This is a genomic window from Thermococcus camini (assembly GCF_904067545.1).
GTDB classification, from domain to species: Archaea; Methanobacteriota_B; Thermococci; order Thermococcales; family Thermococcaceae; genus Thermococcus; species Thermococcus camini.
Genome location: NZ_LR881183.1, coordinates 1,247,567 through 1,263,983, shown reverse-complemented (window position 1 = coordinate 1,263,983; position 16,417 = coordinate 1,247,567). Strand labels below are relative to the sequence as shown.

Genomic DNA, 16,417 nt, shown 5'->3' with positions numbered 1-16,417 from the left:
TCGATTAATACGTCATTCTATTAGTCTTTTTAAAGCATCTATAAACTTCTGTGGGGAAGACATGAGTTCCCAGTTTATCATTCCTGTGTCATCTATGAACTCCCTCATGCCAAGCTCGTCCCATCTCATATAGTAATACTCTTGGAGCAGTGGTAGTATCCGGTGATACCATATAATCATGAGTTTCTGCAGGGCCTGGTCATTATTTCCTTTTGACAGAATACTCTTAAGTTCAAGGAAATATGAGTGCCCTATTTGGTAGTCTTTACTACCCTTTGACTGGATTATCTTTTTGTTTATTGCCAGAAGAAGTTTGTCGATCCTAATTCCGTGAATTTCTAAGCCATCGAGTGTACGGTGATCAGGTTGGACTTCTAAAAATGCAAACCTCCTCCTTATGGCGACGTCTAATAAGGATATCCCCCTGTCTGCGGAGTTCATTGTTCCAATGATGTAAAGATTTTCTGGAATGGCGAAGAGTTCCCTTGAGTATGGAAGACGTACTATTATAGGATTTCTATTGTCTCTGCTAAGGCGTTTGTCCTTCTCGAGGAGTGTTATAAGCTCTCCGAATACGTGGCTAACATCGGCCCGGTTAATTTCGTCAATAACAAGGTAGAACTTCGAGGGGTTCTTTACAAAATACCCCTTGAGTTTTTCTGGATCTAACATGCCCCTACTATTTAGCTCCTGATTAAGTTCCTCTAAAAATCGGTGTACAACAACTTTAATACCAAGGTACATTGCTTCGGCTTTATACTGGTGGAATATAGACACTAGATCAGGATATTTCTCACTTTTTTCCTCTAGCTCGTTAACATTGTGTATGTAGTCTTCCTTTTTGCCTTTTGGTGTAATTTTTATATACTTTGAGGATTCATCCACTTCAATGTCTGGCCTTATTATGCTTTTCTGGTTTTTTAAATCAAAAAGGAGGCTTTCCCATGCCCTGTTTGTGGCCTGGGTTTCAATTTTTTCTTTGTAGCCTGGTAGAAGTCTTTCTTTAGTTTCTTCTGAAAGTAATTCATAAATTGCCCTTATTGTAATACGTTTGAATATTCCGTCGACTACAGGATATTCAATCTTTTCGCCGGTTGTTTTCGGTCGGTATCCTTCAACAAAATCCTCGTAACTATAAGACTTGTGAAACGTCACGAATTCATAATGATGCCCCTCAAGGTTTTCACCATATTGTTTCCCTATTGTTCTTGCAAGGTGGGTTTTCCCTGTTCCAGGCGGGCCATACAAAATTATTTGTCCATATTCATTGAGGAGTCTTTCGGATAGGGTTTTCATAGTCCATTCACTCTCCACAAATCTTTCAGATGTGGATTCAAGGATATTCTCTTTATTATCAAGTGGGATCGGTGGTTGAGTGTATCTATCATTCAACTCTTCCCAATCCACATCCTCCCATGGGAATTCTTCTAATACTACCTTTTTTCCACGCCACATACTAATTATTGAGCCATTTTTTGAGAGAACTATGTTCGCAAACTCATCTAATTCTTGTTTGTTGATAAGATCTTCAAGCTTAATATTTTCCGCATCTCCTTGCTTAATGAGTTTAAAGAGTGTATCATACTGGATAATTCCTATATGCTCTTTCCCATATTCATCATGGTAAATCAGAATTATGCCAAGAAAGTCTTTTTTAGGGAGTGTTAAATAACGAACGTTACCGGAGTAGGTTATCTCTATTTTGTGGATACCGTCGTTGTCTCCAACGTTAATTACTAGCAGTTTCTTTTGGTCTTTTATATTCACAACCGCTAGAATGCTGCTCTCTAAATTTACAACATCCCAGTCAGGAAAATCAATTTCAGCTGTTACTTTGAGGGGAATATCTATTAGGGGGATTGAAATAGTTTCGTCTAGTTTTAATAACATTAGATGCTTATTTACCAGACTACCAGTAAATTTTGATTCCTCGTTGACAATTGCTAGTGTATAAAAATTGCCTTTTAATCTAGAGATTGTTTTAGGAACCTTTTTGAGGAAGTACTTGGAGTTATCAGAGGACATGTAGAATTTTAAAGGTATTATCTTTGGTCTAAAACTTGTTTGGATTTTGAAGCTTTTGGGATCAACATATATTACTGCAAGCTGGTCTCTATCATCTATTGGACGTGGGTATATCCTTGTGCCTTTAAATTTAATTTGTTTCCATTTATCTGTTAGAATATCGTAAATTTGTATTTCTTGCTTATCTACGGAAAATACCATAAAATATGAGTCATTGATAAATGAATAGAATGTTCCTTTTGGAATTGGTTTATCCCAAAGTATATTTGTTTCATCTTCTAACAACTCAAAAAGCAGAAGTTTATCTTCATTAGATATGGGTTGTGAAAATTCCACAACGGCATACTGGCCAGAATGGGAGAGTTCAATTCTTCTAATTAAATATTCACCAAAACTTTGGAGAGTTTCTTCTATATCTTCTTGGCTTTTGGTGGGGTTCACCTCAATCCCTCCTTAGCATGGCAAGTAACACACTAAGAGCAGCAATACTACATCGTTTTAGATTTTATATTCGTGACATTATAAATATTTGCCTCAAAATATTAAATAATGACTAACATTAATTAGATAAGAAATGCCCTAAGGTACAGCTCCCTTATCTCTTCCGGCTTCGGCTCAACGGGGTTGAAAGCTATAAGCCCGTCGCGGTAGGCTTTTTCTGCCATCTCCTCGACCCTCTCGGCGAAGGTCTCCTCATCAACCAGCTCGCCCAGCTTTGGAACGCCGAGCATCTCGTTGAGTTCTTTAACCACTTCAATGAGGTCTTTGGCATTCTGGAAGCCAAGCTCCCTCGCTATCTCCGCGTAGCGCCTCCTCGCGTAGTCGCTTCTCTCGGCGTTAAACTCCATCACGTAGGGAAGGAATATCGCGTTGAGGAGTCCGTGCGGACCGAGCCAGGCCGCCTTGTGGCTCATCGCGTGGCATAGGCCGAGACGCGCGTTGAGGAATGCTATTCCCGCCATCGTCGCCGCGTAGTGAACCCTTGCCCTTGCCTCTTCGTTGCCTTTGACCGAGAGGGGAAGCCACCGATAGACGGTCTTTATCGCTTTAATAGCCATGGCGTCGCTGAAGGGGTTAGCAACCTTGGTTGTGTAGGCCTCTATGCCGTGGACGAGGACGTCAAGGCCGGAGTTTCTCGCCACCTCCGTCGGCATCGTTCTTGGTAGGCGGGGATCGAGTATGGCCACGTCGGGCGCTATCTCCGGCGTTACGATGTTGTATTTGATACCTCCTTTCTTAAGAACGCTCGCCCCTGAGACCTCGCTGCCGGCACCGCTGGTTGAGGGTATCGCTATCAGCCTGGTTCTCAGCTTAGGAACCGGTTTTGGCTTTGAAAACCTGTCTATGAAGGCTATCTCCTCGAAGTTCAGCTCGGGGGCATTGTAGAAGACCTTCAGGGCTTTGGTGATGTCTATCACGCTTCCCCCGCCGAGGGCAACCAGAAGGTCAGGCTCGAACTCCCTCACCTTGGGAAGAAACTCCTCTATGACCTCGACGCTCGGTTCAGGTGGAAGGCCTGTAATAGAGAAGACCTCCGCTCCGGCATCCTTCACGTAGTCCTCGGCCTCGCTCAAAAAGCCATGCCTCTTCATCGAACGGGAAGCTAGGATAAGAACGCGCTCGTGGCCTTTGACTTCCTTTGAGAGATTTTTGAGAGAGCCCTCACCCTCGATGAGTCTCGTTTTCAGCCAGAACATTGGCACCACCGGTGAAGATTGTGTGCGGAGGCTTTTAACGTTCTCGGAGAAAACCTGAGGTTTGAAACCTTTCGGTAAGGAAATCCTTTAATTTCCGCCGTTTTAGCTTATATTCGATGCTCGTGAGGGGTAAGATTATCGGCGAGAAGGTTACCGCGCCCTTTGAGATTCTAAAGACAGGAGATGGCATCTCCCTTATGGTTGAACTCCCCGGCAAGCCCTTCCAGTACTCGACCGGCTGCTCCTGTTTGGAACCACTTGAGCTTCTTGGCCTCCTCCTGCCAGCCATAGAAGAAGAAGTTGGAGAGATAAAGGGCGTCTTCGTGGAGGATGTCGTTGAGGAAAAGAGGTCTCCCGTGGAACGGCTTAGAGGGGTGCTCTGGGGAAAACATTTTATTGGTTGATGGCTAAACTTTAACCGGTGATGCCATGCCCCTCTCAGCGAGGCGCGTTCAGCTCATGATAACCTACCCCCACCTGAAAAGGTTCTTGAAAAAAGCTCCTCCAATCGATGAAGTTAGGGAGATTTTGAAATCCGTCAAGGGCGAACTTAGCGGTGAGATTCTCAGAGAGAGGGATGAGGAGTGGAGGTAGCGTTTTTTGATTTAATTTTGAAATGCCCAATAATAAACACACTCGCATAGCAAACTTTATATATTGTGTCCCCCATGTGTCTTTGGTGTGTGTTATGAGTAGGAGGATTCAGGTAACCTTCACGGATGAACAATGGAAGATTTTGAAGAGGCTAAAGGGCAAAATGGGAGAGAGTGATGCCGACTTAATCAGGAATATTGTCTTGGCTTGGCTGTCGGAGAAATCCATCATGTCCACTATCGTGAAAAGGGAGATTTCGGAGGATAAAAGATGATAAAATCAAAAGATAAAAATATAACTATAAAAAGAACTAAATTGTATGGCCAGTATTTCACTCCAAAAAATGTTGCTGACTTTATGGTTTCTTTGATCTCTCATCCCAAAGATGCCAAAGTGCTCGAACCAAGTGCTGGAGAGGGAATTTTCATCAAAAGTCTGTGGGAAGCGGGTTTCAGGGACATTGTAGCATATGAGATTGATAAGACACTTCCAAACAAATCGCCTGTACTAATGAAGTATCGCAACTTCCTCGAAGTCCCTGCGAGAGAAAAGTTCGATGTCGTTATTGGCAATCCTCCGTATGTAAGATGGAAGAACATACCAGAGGAATGGAGAAATATGTTCAAAACGAGCCCATACTGGGATAAAATCATAAACGGCCTAGGAGACCTCACTTATGCCTTCATATATCACTCAGTAAATATGCTGAAACCAGGTGGGGAGCTTATTTTCATTACCCCAGTCTTTTGGACAGAGACTGTTCACGGGAAACGGTTGAGAGAATACCTTATGAAGCACGGAGACCTCGAGCTTCTGATAAACTTTAATGAGATGAGGATATTCCCTAAAGTCTCTTCAACGATTATCATATTCAAATATGTAAAAGAAAGAAGAAACAGGCCTGTTAAGATAGTGAACCTCCACACGAAAGAGAAACTGGCGCCGAAACATCTCAAAAAGGTGCGGGAATTGTTGGGGAGACTTGAGGGTTGCAATGGAGGCTACATACGGGAAGGCATCTATGAAGCATATATACACGATCAATTCGAAGATGGCGAACCTTGGAAGCCACTTCCACCGAACAACTCAAACCCCCTCATAAGACTCGAAACTGAGCGGCCAGAAATCCTCACCCCACTCGGAGAAATGGCGGATATTGGTAACGGTATGGTAAGCGGTCTGGATAAAGCATTTGTTCTTAATCCCGATGAGCTAAGAACCCTAACACCCGAAGAGAAAAAGAGGATAATCCTGGTATACAAAGCAAAAACTCTTAACAGGGTTATTCCAGAAAAACCCCCCGTACCCTATATATATGCTAATGACATTGAAGAAGAGAGTGTGTTCAAAAGACTATGTCCGAACTTCTATGCCCACCTTCTTCCATACAAAGACAAACTTCTCGCTCGCTATAATTACGGTAGAGATATCCCCTGGTGGCACTGGGTATTCCCCAGAAACAAACACCTCTTCGAAAATCACAACGAAAAGATATTGATACCCAGCAAAGAGCGCTACGACTCCAGAGGTTACTTCAGATTTACATATATCCACGATACCGAGGACGAAAGATACTATGCTACACAGGATGTGACCGTAATAGTCCTCAAGGACGGGGTCAAAGAGAGCACTAAGTATGTCGTCGGTCTCCTCAATTCGAGTGTATATCAGGACTACATCCTCCACAAAGGTTTCTCCCGCGGCGGGGTCTATGATTTCTCAGAGAGACCACTGGCGATCATTCCAATAATACGGATCGACTTCTCGAACGAGGAGGAGGTCAGGATACACGACGAGATTGTTGCGACGGTGGAAAAGATCATCAAAACAAAGAAGCCATCAGAATACATCAGTAGAATAGACGAATGTGTAACCGAACTGATAAGAACAAAGGAGAAGATGTGATGAGTTAAACTATCACTCTTTCACGATCTTTTTCTATTGATGTTTAAGGTGCTTCCCATTTGCATTTCAAGTTTATAACTTCTCCAATATACTGCCGACCAAATCGTCGATTACTTCCGTCCGCTTCTCTGAGAACTCCTTCCACCGTTTCTGTGTTTCAACCGCCAGATTTTTAATAAAATCTTCTTTTGTTTGAGATTGGTATTCTTCCATTTCCTTAATGTGCCACTGCAGTTGGATTGCCGCATCGAAGTTGATCACTGGTATTTCAGATATTTTCAATTTGAATAAGTCCCTTAGATAAACTTCGTTTTGTGAGAGATATGCATATGAATCTCTTCTCTCGTAATATATCCCAATAAACCACAGTTCAAAATCGTCGAGATAGCTAGGGTTCTTATCGAGTATGTCGTTAAAGTACTCCAGAAGGCGCTTCGCTGAAACAATGTTCGGATGCCTACTCTTCTTCCCAAGATCGTGAGACTTCACATTTATGGCAACGATCTTATTTATATCTGCAATCAGGTCGTCTCCATAGAAGACTACCAAATCAGCAATACTCTGCTGATATGCTCTCACATCCCGACCAGCTATTGCATCCTCCAGCTGTCCCTTTGAGAAGAAGTAGTGTTGTCCCTGTGAGGAAGGTCTCAGCCCCCACCAGGTATTTTCATAAAGAAAGTTCTCAATGCGCTGAGGTGTGGTGTATCCCCTATTCTTAAGCTCATCCACCACCTCCCTTAGAAATTCCTCCTGAAGAAACACCCTGATCTGTATGTTGTTCCTTCTGGCATAGTTTTCAATCGCTTCTTTTGTCCACTCTTCGAAGGGTAAACCACTCGCACTGCCACTAGCTCTCCGTCCTATGTATATTTTATCATTCCCATTTTGTATTTCTTGTTTTAGAGCGTCATGAACGTAGTCTTTAAGTATATTGAGATCCCGTATACCTCTCATACTCACACACCTATGAACCCTTAAACTTTAAATTTGGCTTTTAAGTTTTTGTTCCTTTTTTGGAATATTCTTTTGCTAAAATAAAAACAAACGCCGCGGAAAAGGAAGGTTTCACGGTTCTTCCTTGAACAGCCTCTTCAAATTCCTCTCGAATGGTGGATAAACGACGCCCCTGTCGGTTATTATTCCAGTGAGATACTTGTGGGGCGTGACGTCGAAGGCCGGGTTGTAGACGTCCACATCGGGGGCAATCTTGCAGCCACCGCAGGTGAGAACTTCTTCCGGTTTCCTTTCCTCTATGGGTATCTCCTTTCCGCTCTTAAGGCTCATGTCAATCGTTGACAGCGGCGCGACCGTGAAGAACGGTATCCCGTGCTCCTTCGCCAAAACTGCCAAAGTGTAGGTGCCTATCTTGTTGGCGAAGTCGCCGTTCGCTACAATCCTGTCGGCACCAACTATTATCGCATCGACTTTGCCTTGAGCCATCACAAAGCCGGCCATGTTGTCGGTTATCAGCTTTAGCGGAACCCCGTCGTAGTGGTACTCCCACGCGGAAAGCCTCGCGCCCTGAAGAACCGGCCTCGTCTCATCCACCCAGAGGAGCTTCAGGTTTCCGTCCCGGTGCATGACCCTTAAAACAGCGCCAACGGTTCCGAGCTGGACGGTCGCCAAGCTTCCCGCGTTGCAGTGGGTGAGAACGTTCCCCTCAGGCAGGGCTTCGGCTCCGTAGTGCCCCATTCTGAGGTTGGCCTCAACGTCTTCATCCGCTATCTTCTGCGCCTCCGCGACGATAAGCCTCTTAATCTCGTCGAGCGGGCTTTCAAGGTTTTCCTCCACGAGCTTCTTTATCCTGTTGAGGGCCCAGAAGAGGTTCACAGCCGTCGGTCTCGTGTTCTTGAGCCTGTCGTAGGCCGAGTAAAATCCGTCCATGAGCTCGTCCTTGGTTTTGGCCTTCGTCGTGTCCGCGTAGAGAGCTAAACCAAAGGCGGCGGAAGCACCTATAGCAGGAGCACCGCGGACCTTCATCGTGACTATCGCTTCCGCGACTTGGTCAACGGTTCCCAGCTCTATCGTCTTGAACTCCCCCGGCAAAAGGGTCTGGTCGATCATGATGACCTTTCCCTTCTCATACCTCACGCTCCTCGGAAGCCTCGTGAGTTCCTCGGGCCTATACCTTACCTCCACAGTCATCACCCCAAAGGGTTTAAGGGAGGAACTTAAATCTCCTTCGGTGGTTGAAATGACGCTGAGAATATTCGTGACCGGTCCGGCGGGAGTCGGGAAGACAACGCTCGTGGAGCGGGTTGCTAAAGAAGTCGATCGCTGGGGCTATCTCGTCGGCGGAATGATCACGAGAGAAGTGCGGAGGGGAGGAAGGCGCGTGGGATTCAGGATTACGGCCCTCGACACCGGGGAAGAGGGAACCCTGGCCAGCGTTAGGGGAACCTCACACCTCCCAGGGGTTCCCTTCGGGAAGTACGTCGTCCATGTTGACGAAATAAACCGTGTCGGTGTTTCGGCGATAAAACGCGCCCTGGTTGAGGCCGATCTGATAGTCATAGACGAAATCGGCCCGATGGAGTACAAGAGCGACGAGTTCATCCGCGTTGTGGGGGAAGTTCTGAGGTCAGAAAAGCCCCTTCTGGCAGTTGTCCACAGGAAGATGGCTGACAAGTTCCGCCCCCGTGGAAAGCTCTACACGCTGAGCGTCGAGAACAGAAACAGAGCCTTCGCTGAGGTAATGGACGAAGTTATGAAAGAACTGAAGGGAGTCAGAGATTGAGGCTGTCCTTGCAGCTCTCGCATATCCACTTCTCGCCGCCCTCGATGTAGACCTTGTAGAGCGGGCCGTACTGACCGCAGAGCTCGCAGATGCCGTAGACCTCGGTCTCCTCGCTGGTCTCCTCCTCACTTTCACTGTTGTACGCGTTGAGCGCAGCTAGAAGGTCTGCCGCGGTGACGAAGCCTATCGGCCTTCCCAGTCTGGTAACGAGAAGCCTCCTGATGCCCTTGTCCATCATCTTGTCGATCGCGTCCTGAACCTCGTAGTCGTCCTCGATGGTTATCGGGTTCTTCGTCATGACCTCCTCGACCTTGACCGTCTTGGGGTCCCTTCCCTTCGCAACGACCTTGTCGAGTATATCACGGTCGGTTATTATTCCAATGACCTCGTCACCTTTAACAACAACCGCGCTTCCCACCTTGTTCTTTGAGAGAATCTTGGCGACCCTGTGGACGGTATCGTCCGGCTTGACAATGACTGCCTTCCTCTTAACCACTTGTCCCACGGCTATCCTAGGTGCCATTTTATCACCTCGCCAACGGGGGTTGGAGAAGAAACTTAAAAACCTTTTCTTCAACTCCTGCGCTTCATAATGTACGAAATCAGGAGAAACGTTAAGATGAACGCGACAATGGCCAAGCCCACCGGAACGGCCGTCGCATGGGTTTCAAGACCTGAACGGGGCACCGTGGAGTGAATCGCATGGAGCACGGATTCGGTACTCGTGTTCGTTGCCGAGGGAACGATGGCCCTTTCGGATGCCACCATCATCGAGACGTTGTCCGCCGCGGACTTAGTGATTGGCCCGGTTGTGCCGCCGGAATTCGTGGGGGCGAGTACGTTCCGCGCCGCGGCGTACACCCCGACCGCCACCAGCCCGGCGAGGCCCAGGCTTATAACGTGTAGCTTCTCAAAGCTCATGACGGCTTTCTTCCTCACCTTTGCAATGTTCCTGCGGGGTACGAGAAGTATGGGCCTGTTGGAGGCGCGGTAGAGCTTGACCTCCTGGAGCCTCTTCCCGTACTTCTTCCCCGCCACCTCGATGAGGCCGACCTTGAGCATTTTGTCTATGTGGTATGAGACCGTGGAGATGGGAAGGCTCAGCTCGCGCGATATCTCGCTTATTGACAGCGCCCGATCTTCCACAAGATGCAGGATAGCTATGGCCTTGTCGTTCATCAGAATCTGAGCAAGCTCCTTGGCCCTTTCGTCGTGTATGTCTATTGTCTCATAGTCCAAACGGCGCCACCCGGGGAGAATACGGTGAGGACGTATTAAAGCTTTTCACAGCTTCAAGTCAGTTTGAAGCATCAGAAGAGTCCCGAAGGAAAAGGAAAGGGGGTCAAATTCACGGCTTCTCCATAACGATCTCTATGGTCGAGGTGTTGGCGGTCCTGCCGTCGGCGGTCGGGAGCTCCTCGGTGCCGATCCTGATCTCCTTGACCCTGACCTCTGGGAGGAACCTGTTCCTGACGATCTCGGCGACATCGACGGCCCTGCTGATGGCCCTACCGCGAGCCTTGACGCTGACCTCCTTGGCGCCCTCGTTGAACTGGGTTATCACAGCGAGGACGTAGTTCATAACCGGCTTCTTTCCAATGTAGACGACGTGCTCCTCAGCCATTTCTGGCACCTCCGGAAGTTTTGTCGTTAGGCTATCGTCGGGTTCCGGTTAAATACTTTTCGGTCGTTTAATAGCGTTATTGAACACTCCTGTGGCTCCGATGAGCAAATCAAATGACCAACCATGTTCCTGCAAATTTATGTTAAGCGAAAGGTTTTAAGGTCCTGAAATTGCCATATGGTTGGTGATAATATGGCCGTTCATCCGATTGACTACCGCTACGGGAGCGAGGAAATGAGACGCATCTGGGATGAGGAGAATAAACTCCAAAAACTTCTCGACGTTGAGGCGGCTCTGGCAAGGGCCCATGCAAAGGTTGGAAACATACCCGAGGATAGTGCCCGCGTCATCTCCGAGAGGGCCAACACGAAGTGGGTCAAAGTGGAGCGTGTCAAGGAGATAGAGGCCGAGATACACCACGACATAATGGCCGTCGTCAAGGCCCTTAGCGAGGTCTGCGGCGAGCACGGCAAGTACGTTCACCTCGGCGCCACCTCCAATGACATAATAGACACAGCCAACGCCCTCCTCATAAAGGAGAGCCTGGAGATAGTGAAGAACGACCTCAAGGAGATACGTTCGATCCTCAAGAACCTCGCCGGGGAGCACAAGTACACCGTCTGCATCGGAAGAACCCATGGTCAGCACGCGGTCCCAACGACCTACGGCATGAAGTTCGCGATATGGCTGGATGAGATACAGAGACACATAGACAGAATAGATGAGCTGAAGGAAAGAGTCTTAGTTGGCCAGATGAGCGGCGCCGTCGGCACCATGGCGAGCTTTGGGAGTAAGGGGCTTGAGATACAGCGCCTCGTCATGGAAGACCTCGGCTTAAAACCCGCCAGGATAAGCAACCAGATAATCCAGCGCGATGTCTATGCAGAACTCATGATGGTTCTGGCACTCATAGCCTCAACCCTTGACAAGATTGCCCTGGAGATAAGGAACCTCCAGAGGACCGAGATACTTGAAATCAGCGAGCCCTTTGGGAAAAAACAGGTGGGCTCTTCAACAATGCCCCACAAGAGGAACCCCATACGGAGCGAGAAGGTGAGCGGCCTGGCGAGGGTTCTCTACTCCAACGTCATTCCTGCACTGCTCAACAACCCCCTATGGCACGAGAGGGACCTCACAAATTCCTCCGTTGAAAGGGTCATCCTCCCTGAGAGCTTTGTCCTGCTTGACGAGATGCTCAAGAGCATGAAGAAGGTTCTCTCCGGGCTGAAGTTCTTTCCGAAGAACATTAAGAGTAACCTCTACATGACCAACAACCTCATCATGGCCGAGCCGTTGATGCTGAAGCTGACGGAGAAAGGGATGGGGCGGCAGGAGGCGCACGAGCTCGTCAGGCAACTGGCAATGAAGGCGTTCTACGAGAACAGGGACCTGATAGATGTTGCCATGGGAAACAAAGATGTGAGGAAGTTTTTAACTGAAGAAGACTTTGAGAGCCTGAAGCCGGAGAACTACATAGGCATGGCACCGCGGATAGTCGACAACGTAATCGCGTGGATAGAGGAAAAAGAGCGAAAAGAAGGGCGGTGAGACTTTAATTTCTTACTTTTTGTTCTCTGCATCGTCTTTGTTGTCCTGCCGCCATCGTCAAATTTATCTCTCAAATTTTTGGGCGAATTATTACATTTAATTATGGTGATTTTTATGTTTTCTATTTAATTATTATTCACTCTTAAATTATATTTTACATTTAATTCTTGTTTATTCAACTTAAAAATTACTGGTTAAAATATTAAAAAATTTGGATTTTTAACTTTTTCCTAACGTAATTTGCACAATCGTCATGGGTGGGGCAAGATGTGTGGCCGGCACATACCGACGAGTGACTTTGTCCCTGCTGCTGTCTTTGAGTCCACTGGCAGTAGCACCCACAACTGGAATTGATACTACTTTTAATTGTAATCAATTTTTGGTCTGTAGAAGCCGGACCTTGTCGATAAAATCCCCACTTCGGAGAGGGTGTCCTAGTTGTACCCTCAATACTCAGTGAAGGGGATAACCTGGTTGCGGCTATATATGCTCAGTTTGTGTTATCCAATCCTTCTCAGTACATCGTGATAATTTATTTGCAGTTCCTGCAGCTGTAGCTCTGTCTCCGCGAATCAGATGCAAATTAGGAGTTCTTACGTCTCCAGCAATATACCATATGTGGGGGGTCACTTCAATCCGCCGTGGCATTTGTGGATGGCACTGACGACAGTTAGCTGGAACATATAGCTTTGAGCATGTAAGGGATGCCCCCGTGCAGTTCACTCATCGGCCACTCTGTTTCTGCTCTTTTTAATGTTCTTACATGTCCATGGATTTTGGATATAAGGCACATTATAGGAAAATTAAATAAAGTAGTAAATACCAACAAGGGGCGACAGTGGGGTCGTGGATAGTTATTTGCCGGTGCCAGTGCAGGTGTGCCAAGTCCTTAGGCCCCGGGGATTCTGGATTGTGAGATACTCATATAAAGACCCCCATGAATACATGCCCCGTCGTGTTGAATACGGCGCTACTTTTGTACTCACACAGGAGGTGTCCAACGAATGAAAGATACCAAGACCACCAAATGCACCGCCCCGGGATACAAGTGCCTGGGGCCACTGGCGGAGGAGATAATCATTGCGAAGCTTGAGTGTGCCTCTCCCCTGCGTGATTCGATCAGCCCGTTCTTCCGAGAGAACTACAGAACCAAGCACCTTGAATTTATCATACCGTTTAAAGCCCTCACCAGTATGGAGAAGCATGTCCTCAAGGAGGCGGGGTATCCCGAGAAGCTTGTGCGGGGAGACGCGAATGCGGGGCTGGCTAAGGCCTTTGTTATCGATGTGCGGGCGGTTGAGGCCACGTCTCCTGAGCTAGCGGAGGCAATACTATCCGCGTATCGGCGGATGTAATCGACAGTAGGGCCCACGTAATCTGACTGTACCGTGTGGGAGCTTGCTCCCGCATATTTTTAGCAAACGCTACCTGACTGGGTCCGAACCTGGTTGGGCCGTATAAATGTGTTCATCTTTTGATATTTTACTTTTTTAGAGGGTAGATTTTTTGAGTTTACTAATCTTCTAATCCTGTAATATTACAATTTTTGAAAATTTTGGTATTTTTATTTTGTGTCATTTTAATTTTAACGATAAATTATAAAGTATCTATTAAAGCATAAAAATAAGTACTTTTAGTGACCTCTTTAAAAAGTATAAATTCACCCAAAAATTTGAGAGATAAACTCGCACAAAAATTAGGCAACCCTAAAATCCCAAACCGGCAGAAGAACAGCCGAATTGGCAAATATTCGACAATAAGAACTGCTTTTAAGGGAATAACCAACTATAACTCTTCCTCGCCAGGAGTTTTTGGGACCTCGTTTCCCTGGGGTAAAATTATAAGTTCCCTTCCCTCAACCAGCATCTGGGCCACTTTTTTCCTTGCGGAGCTCAGCGCCCTCCACACAGTGCCTCGGGAAACTCCCATCCTCTTTCCAGCTTCTTCCTGTGTCAGCCCTTCGTGATCCACCAGCCTGAGAGCCTCAAATTCTTCGTAGGTCATGAAAATCGGTGGCTTGGGCTGGCCCATCGGGGGCAACGCGGGATAGAAATGTCTAACCTCCGGGACGAATCCTATCATCCTCAGCTTCCTTCTCCTTCCCCTTCCACGGCCCCAGCCGGGTCCCATTCCCATCGGCATGGCTATCGATGACCTTTGAGCTCTGGGGTTTATAGGCTTTCCCCTCCAGTAAGGGTTATAACTCTCTCCATCAAACCCTCGGTGGTGAGAGCTATGGGGTTTCACGTGACCGAGAGGAAGATAGGATGGCACAAAGACTTTGACAGCTCGCATTTCCTTGCCCTGCCCTACGAGAGCAAGTGCCTCCGGATACACGGGCACACTTACAACGTGGACGTCGAGATATGGGGTGACCTCAATGAGAACGGCATGATATTTGACTTCAACCACCTCAGCAGGCTTATCAAGCTCCTCGACCACAGGATCATCGTGAGCGAGAGCTGGGTGGTGGAGAGGAAGGAGGACATTATTGTCATAGAAAAGAATGGAAAACGTATAGAACTGCCCGCCGATGAGGCAGTTATTCTGGATAAGCCCAACGTTACGGCAGAGTTCATAGCGGAGTGGTTCGCGGAGAGAATAGCGGAGAAGGCGGGAGACAACGTGGAGAAAATCCGTGTAAAAATCTGGGAAGACCCGCGGAGCTACGCCGAGGTAACCCTTGAGAAGTGACTGTTGGGCCGTTCTTTGTCTTCTCTATTTTCGCAACCCGTAAATAGAAAGACGTCGACTCTTCTTCGAGGCGATCTTATGAAGTGGGTGACCCGTGAACACGTCCACGTTGACCGCGTGGCGTGTCCCTGGCTTATAAGGCGTTTTATTGACCCCGAGGCGGAGTTTATCTTCGTGCCCCGCGATACAGACCCCGCAACAATCACCGAGGGAATACCCTTTGATTTTAAGGGGGTTGAGCTCGGTCATCATGATGGAAAATGCTCCTTCGATGCCTTCGTTGAGAAGTACAACATAACAGACCCCGCCGTTTTGAAGATTGCCGAGATAGTTCGGGAGGCCGACACTCACGTTGAGAATCCCCAGCCCCTGGCGGTTGCCCTCGATATACTCGCAAGAGGATACAGGATGATATGCAAGGATGACTATGAAACCCTTGAGAAGGAGTTTTACCTCTACGACGCCATGTACGCCTACTTTAAGAAGCAGATTGAGGAAGGAAAGGCTTAACAGCCCTTCTCCCTTTTTTCGGGGAGCCCTCCGTTGATTCCGCATTTCCTGTAGATTTCTGCGACCATCCCCTGGGCAGTCTTCTTGAGTTCGCTGAAATACTCTTCTTTGAAGGTTTCCTCTGCTTCGATCGTTAGCAGGTAGGCGGTTTTCATGTATGCCAAACCCAGCTCGCAGTCAGACTTTTCCGCAATTTTCTCCGCTATATCCACGAGGTAGCCGACGAATGAATGAAGAAGTCTGGTGTAATCGTTCTCGAAGCCGTTTTCGTTGAGCCAGCCCTTGAGGGTCAGGAAGACCTTAAACGCCGGCACTTCGACCTTTTCATCCCCGTAGCGGCGGTACCGGATGAGAAGGTACTGGAAGATTGAGATGAGAAACCTTCCAACGTCGGCCTTCGTTCCGCCGTTTTTCTCTACGAACTCCTCGAATTCCCTTAAGCCGCTTTTCCCGCTCTCGAAGAAGGCAATTAGAACTGCCGCGTAGGGTGTTGAGTACTGGGAGAAGTCAACCTCGTCGAATTCCGGAATCTCTGGAAAGACCCTCATTATCGCCCCTTTGATGTTCATTCTTTTCACCCAAACGGTTAAATCGGGAGAGGCTTATTAGCTTTGAGGTGAGTGCCGTGAGGTTTTCAAGGGGGCGGAATTTCCTCTTCCGGATTCCAGAGGGGGAGGAGCTCCTGAAGTTCATAAACGAGTTTGCAAAGAAAAACAACGTCTTGATTGGAACCGTCAGCGCCATCGGGAGTCTGAAAAACCCGAAGATAGGTTACTTCGATGAGGAAGCCAGGGAGTACAAGGTCATCGAGCTGACGGGTACCTATGAGCTAGTCTCTCTCGCTGGTAACATAAGCCTCAAGGATGGGGAACCCTTTGCTCACATTCACGTTGCCTTAGGAGACTCCGACGGCATGCTCTACGGGGGCCATCTCGTTGAAGGGGAGGTCTTTGTGGCCGAGATCTTTATACAGGAACTCCTCGGAGAACTCCTTGAGAGGAAACCGAAGGAGAACGGGCTGGCACTGTGGGATGTGGAAGTGTAAATGCCGGCCGGGACTTATCAGTAACTTCATAGAGA

19 protein-coding genes are annotated in these 16,417 nt (G+C 47.6%); 10 read left to right on the top strand and 9 right to left on the bottom strand.

The window, feature by feature from the left end; genetic code table 11:
• Positions 1-12: 12 nt before the first annotated feature.
• Positions 13-2,466 (bottom strand): McrB family protein, encoded by a 2,454-nt coding sequence (locus tag TIRI35C_RS06895; protein WP_188202266.1) that lies wholly within the window; start codon positions 2,464-2,466, stop codon positions 13-15.
• 122 nt (positions 2,467-2,588) lie between these two features.
• Complete coding sequence (locus TIRI35C_RS06890) at positions 2,589-3,722, bottom strand: iron-containing alcohol dehydrogenase (RefSeq protein WP_188203107.1); 1,134 nt, start codon at positions 3,720-3,722, stop codon at positions 2,589-2,591.
• Between the two features lie 116 nt (positions 3,723-3,838).
• On the opposite strand from TIRI35C_RS06890, the gene TIRI35C_RS06885 reads away from it, so the two are divergent.
• From TIRI35C_RS06885 to TIRI35C_RS06870, 4 genes are all read left to right on the top strand, one after another.
• Positions 3,839-4,126, top strand: coding sequence for a hypothetical protein (locus TIRI35C_RS06885; protein ID WP_188202265.1), 288 nt, complete (start codon positions 3,839-3,841; stop codon positions 4,124-4,126).
• A gap of 25 nt (positions 4,127-4,151) precedes the next feature.
• Positions 4,152-4,316: a hypothetical protein gene (locus tag TIRI35C_RS06880; RefSeq protein WP_157628438.1), complete on the top strand. Its 165-nt coding sequence runs from the start codon at positions 4,152-4,154 to the stop codon at positions 4,314-4,316.
• Positions 4,317-4,401: 85 nt separating this feature from the next.
• Complete coding sequence (locus TIRI35C_RS06875) at positions 4,402-4,590, top strand: hypothetical protein (RefSeq protein ID WP_197971664.1); 189 nt, start codon at positions 4,402-4,404, stop codon at positions 4,588-4,590.
• Positions 4,587-6,221 carry an Eco57I restriction-modification methylase domain-containing protein gene (locus tag TIRI35C_RS06870; protein ID WP_188202264.1) on the top strand — a complete coding sequence of 545 codons (1,635 nt, stop codon included), beginning with the start codon at positions 4,587-4,589 and terminating at the stop codon, positions 6,219-6,221. The genes TIRI35C_RS06875 and TIRI35C_RS06870 overlap by 4 nt, the downstream gene beginning before the upstream one ends.
• Before the next feature lie 72 nt (positions 6,222-6,293).
• Here TIRI35C_RS06870 and TIRI35C_RS06865 read toward each other — a convergent pair whose 3' ends face one another.
• Both TIRI35C_RS06865 and mtnA read right to left on the bottom strand, forming a co-directional pair.
• Complete coding sequence (locus tag TIRI35C_RS06865) at positions 6,294-7,178, bottom strand: HincII family type II restriction endonuclease (protein ID WP_188202263.1); 885 nt, start codon at positions 7,176-7,178, stop codon at positions 6,294-6,296.
• Between the two features lie 111 nt (positions 7,179-7,289).
• Positions 7,290-8,363, bottom strand: coding sequence for an S-methyl-5-thioribose-1-phosphate isomerase (mtnA, locus tag TIRI35C_RS06860; RefSeq protein WP_188203105.1), 1,074 nt, complete (start codon positions 8,361-8,363; stop codon positions 7,290-7,292).
• Between the two features lie 55 nt (positions 8,364-8,418).
• Between mtnA and TIRI35C_RS06855 the strand changes: the two genes are divergently transcribed.
• Positions 8,419-8,961, top strand: coding sequence for an NTPase (locus TIRI35C_RS06855; protein ID WP_188203104.1), 543 nt, complete (start codon positions 8,419-8,421; stop codon positions 8,959-8,961).
• Here TIRI35C_RS06855 and TIRI35C_RS06850 read toward each other — a convergent pair.
• From TIRI35C_RS06850 to albA, 3 genes are all read right to left on the bottom strand, one after another.
• Positions 8,951-9,484: a CBS domain-containing protein gene (locus TIRI35C_RS06850; protein ID WP_188202262.1), complete on the bottom strand. Its 534-nt coding sequence runs from the start codon at positions 9,482-9,484 to the stop codon at positions 8,951-8,953. The two genes, TIRI35C_RS06855 and TIRI35C_RS06850, sit on opposite strands and share 11 nt — an antisense overlap.
• Before the next feature lie 50 nt (positions 9,485-9,534).
• Entirely contained in the window at positions 9,535-10,200 is a 666-nt protein-coding gene (locus TIRI35C_RS06845) for an ArsR/SmtB family transcription factor (protein ID WP_188202261.1), read from the bottom strand.
• A gap of 109 nt (positions 10,201-10,309) precedes the next feature.
• Complete coding sequence (gene albA / locus TIRI35C_RS06840; RefSeq protein WP_014011661.1) at positions 10,310-10,585, bottom strand: DNA-binding protein Alba; 276 nt, start codon at positions 10,583-10,585, stop codon at positions 10,310-10,312.
• 192 nt (positions 10,586-10,777) lie between these two features.
• On the opposite strand from albA, the gene purB reads away from it, so the two are divergent.
• Together purB and TIRI35C_RS06830 are read left to right on the top strand one after the other, a co-directional pair.
• Positions 10,778-12,133, top strand: a complete 1,356-nt coding sequence (purB, locus tag TIRI35C_RS06835) for an adenylosuccinate lyase (RefSeq protein WP_188203103.1) — start codon at positions 10,778-10,780, stop codon at positions 12,131-12,133.
• 1,004 nt (positions 12,134-13,137) lie between these two features.
• Positions 13,138-13,488 (top strand): hypothetical protein, encoded by a 351-nt coding sequence (locus tag TIRI35C_RS06830; protein WP_188202260.1) that lies wholly within the window; start codon positions 13,138-13,140, stop codon positions 13,486-13,488.
• Between the two features lie 430 nt (positions 13,489-13,918).
• On the opposite strand, the gene TIRI35C_RS06825 is transcribed toward TIRI35C_RS06830, so the two are convergent.
• Positions 13,919-14,275 carry a DUF134 domain-containing protein gene (locus tag TIRI35C_RS06825; protein WP_014011664.1) on the bottom strand — a complete coding sequence of 119 codons (357 nt, stop codon included), beginning with the start codon at positions 14,273-14,275 and terminating at the stop codon, positions 13,919-13,921.
• Positions 14,276-14,368: 93 nt separating this feature from the next.
• On the opposite strand from TIRI35C_RS06825, the gene TIRI35C_RS06820 reads away from it, so the two are divergent.
• A complete protein-coding gene (locus TIRI35C_RS06820; protein ID WP_188203102.1) occupies positions 14,369-14,827 on the top strand; it encodes a 6-pyruvoyl trahydropterin synthase family protein in 459 nt (152 codons plus the stop codon).
• Between the two features lie 78 nt (positions 14,828-14,905).
• Entirely contained in the window at positions 14,906-15,337 is a 432-nt protein-coding gene (locus TIRI35C_RS06815) for a chromate resistance protein ChrB domain-containing protein (RefSeq protein ID WP_188202259.1), read from the top strand.
• Here TIRI35C_RS06815 and TIRI35C_RS06810 read toward each other — a convergent pair.
• Positions 15,334-15,906: a hypothetical protein gene (locus TIRI35C_RS06810; RefSeq protein ID WP_188203101.1), complete on the bottom strand. Its 573-nt coding sequence runs from the start codon at positions 15,904-15,906 to the stop codon at positions 15,334-15,336. The two genes, TIRI35C_RS06815 and TIRI35C_RS06810, sit on opposite strands and share 4 nt — an antisense overlap.
• A 56-nt stretch (positions 15,907-15,962) precedes the next feature.
• Between TIRI35C_RS06810 and TIRI35C_RS06805 the strand changes: the two genes are divergently transcribed.
• A complete protein-coding gene (locus TIRI35C_RS06805; protein WP_188202258.1) occupies positions 15,963-16,382 on the top strand; it encodes a PPC domain-containing DNA-binding protein in 420 nt (139 codons plus the stop codon).
• The last annotated feature ends 35 nt before the right edge of the window (positions 16,383-16,417 follow it).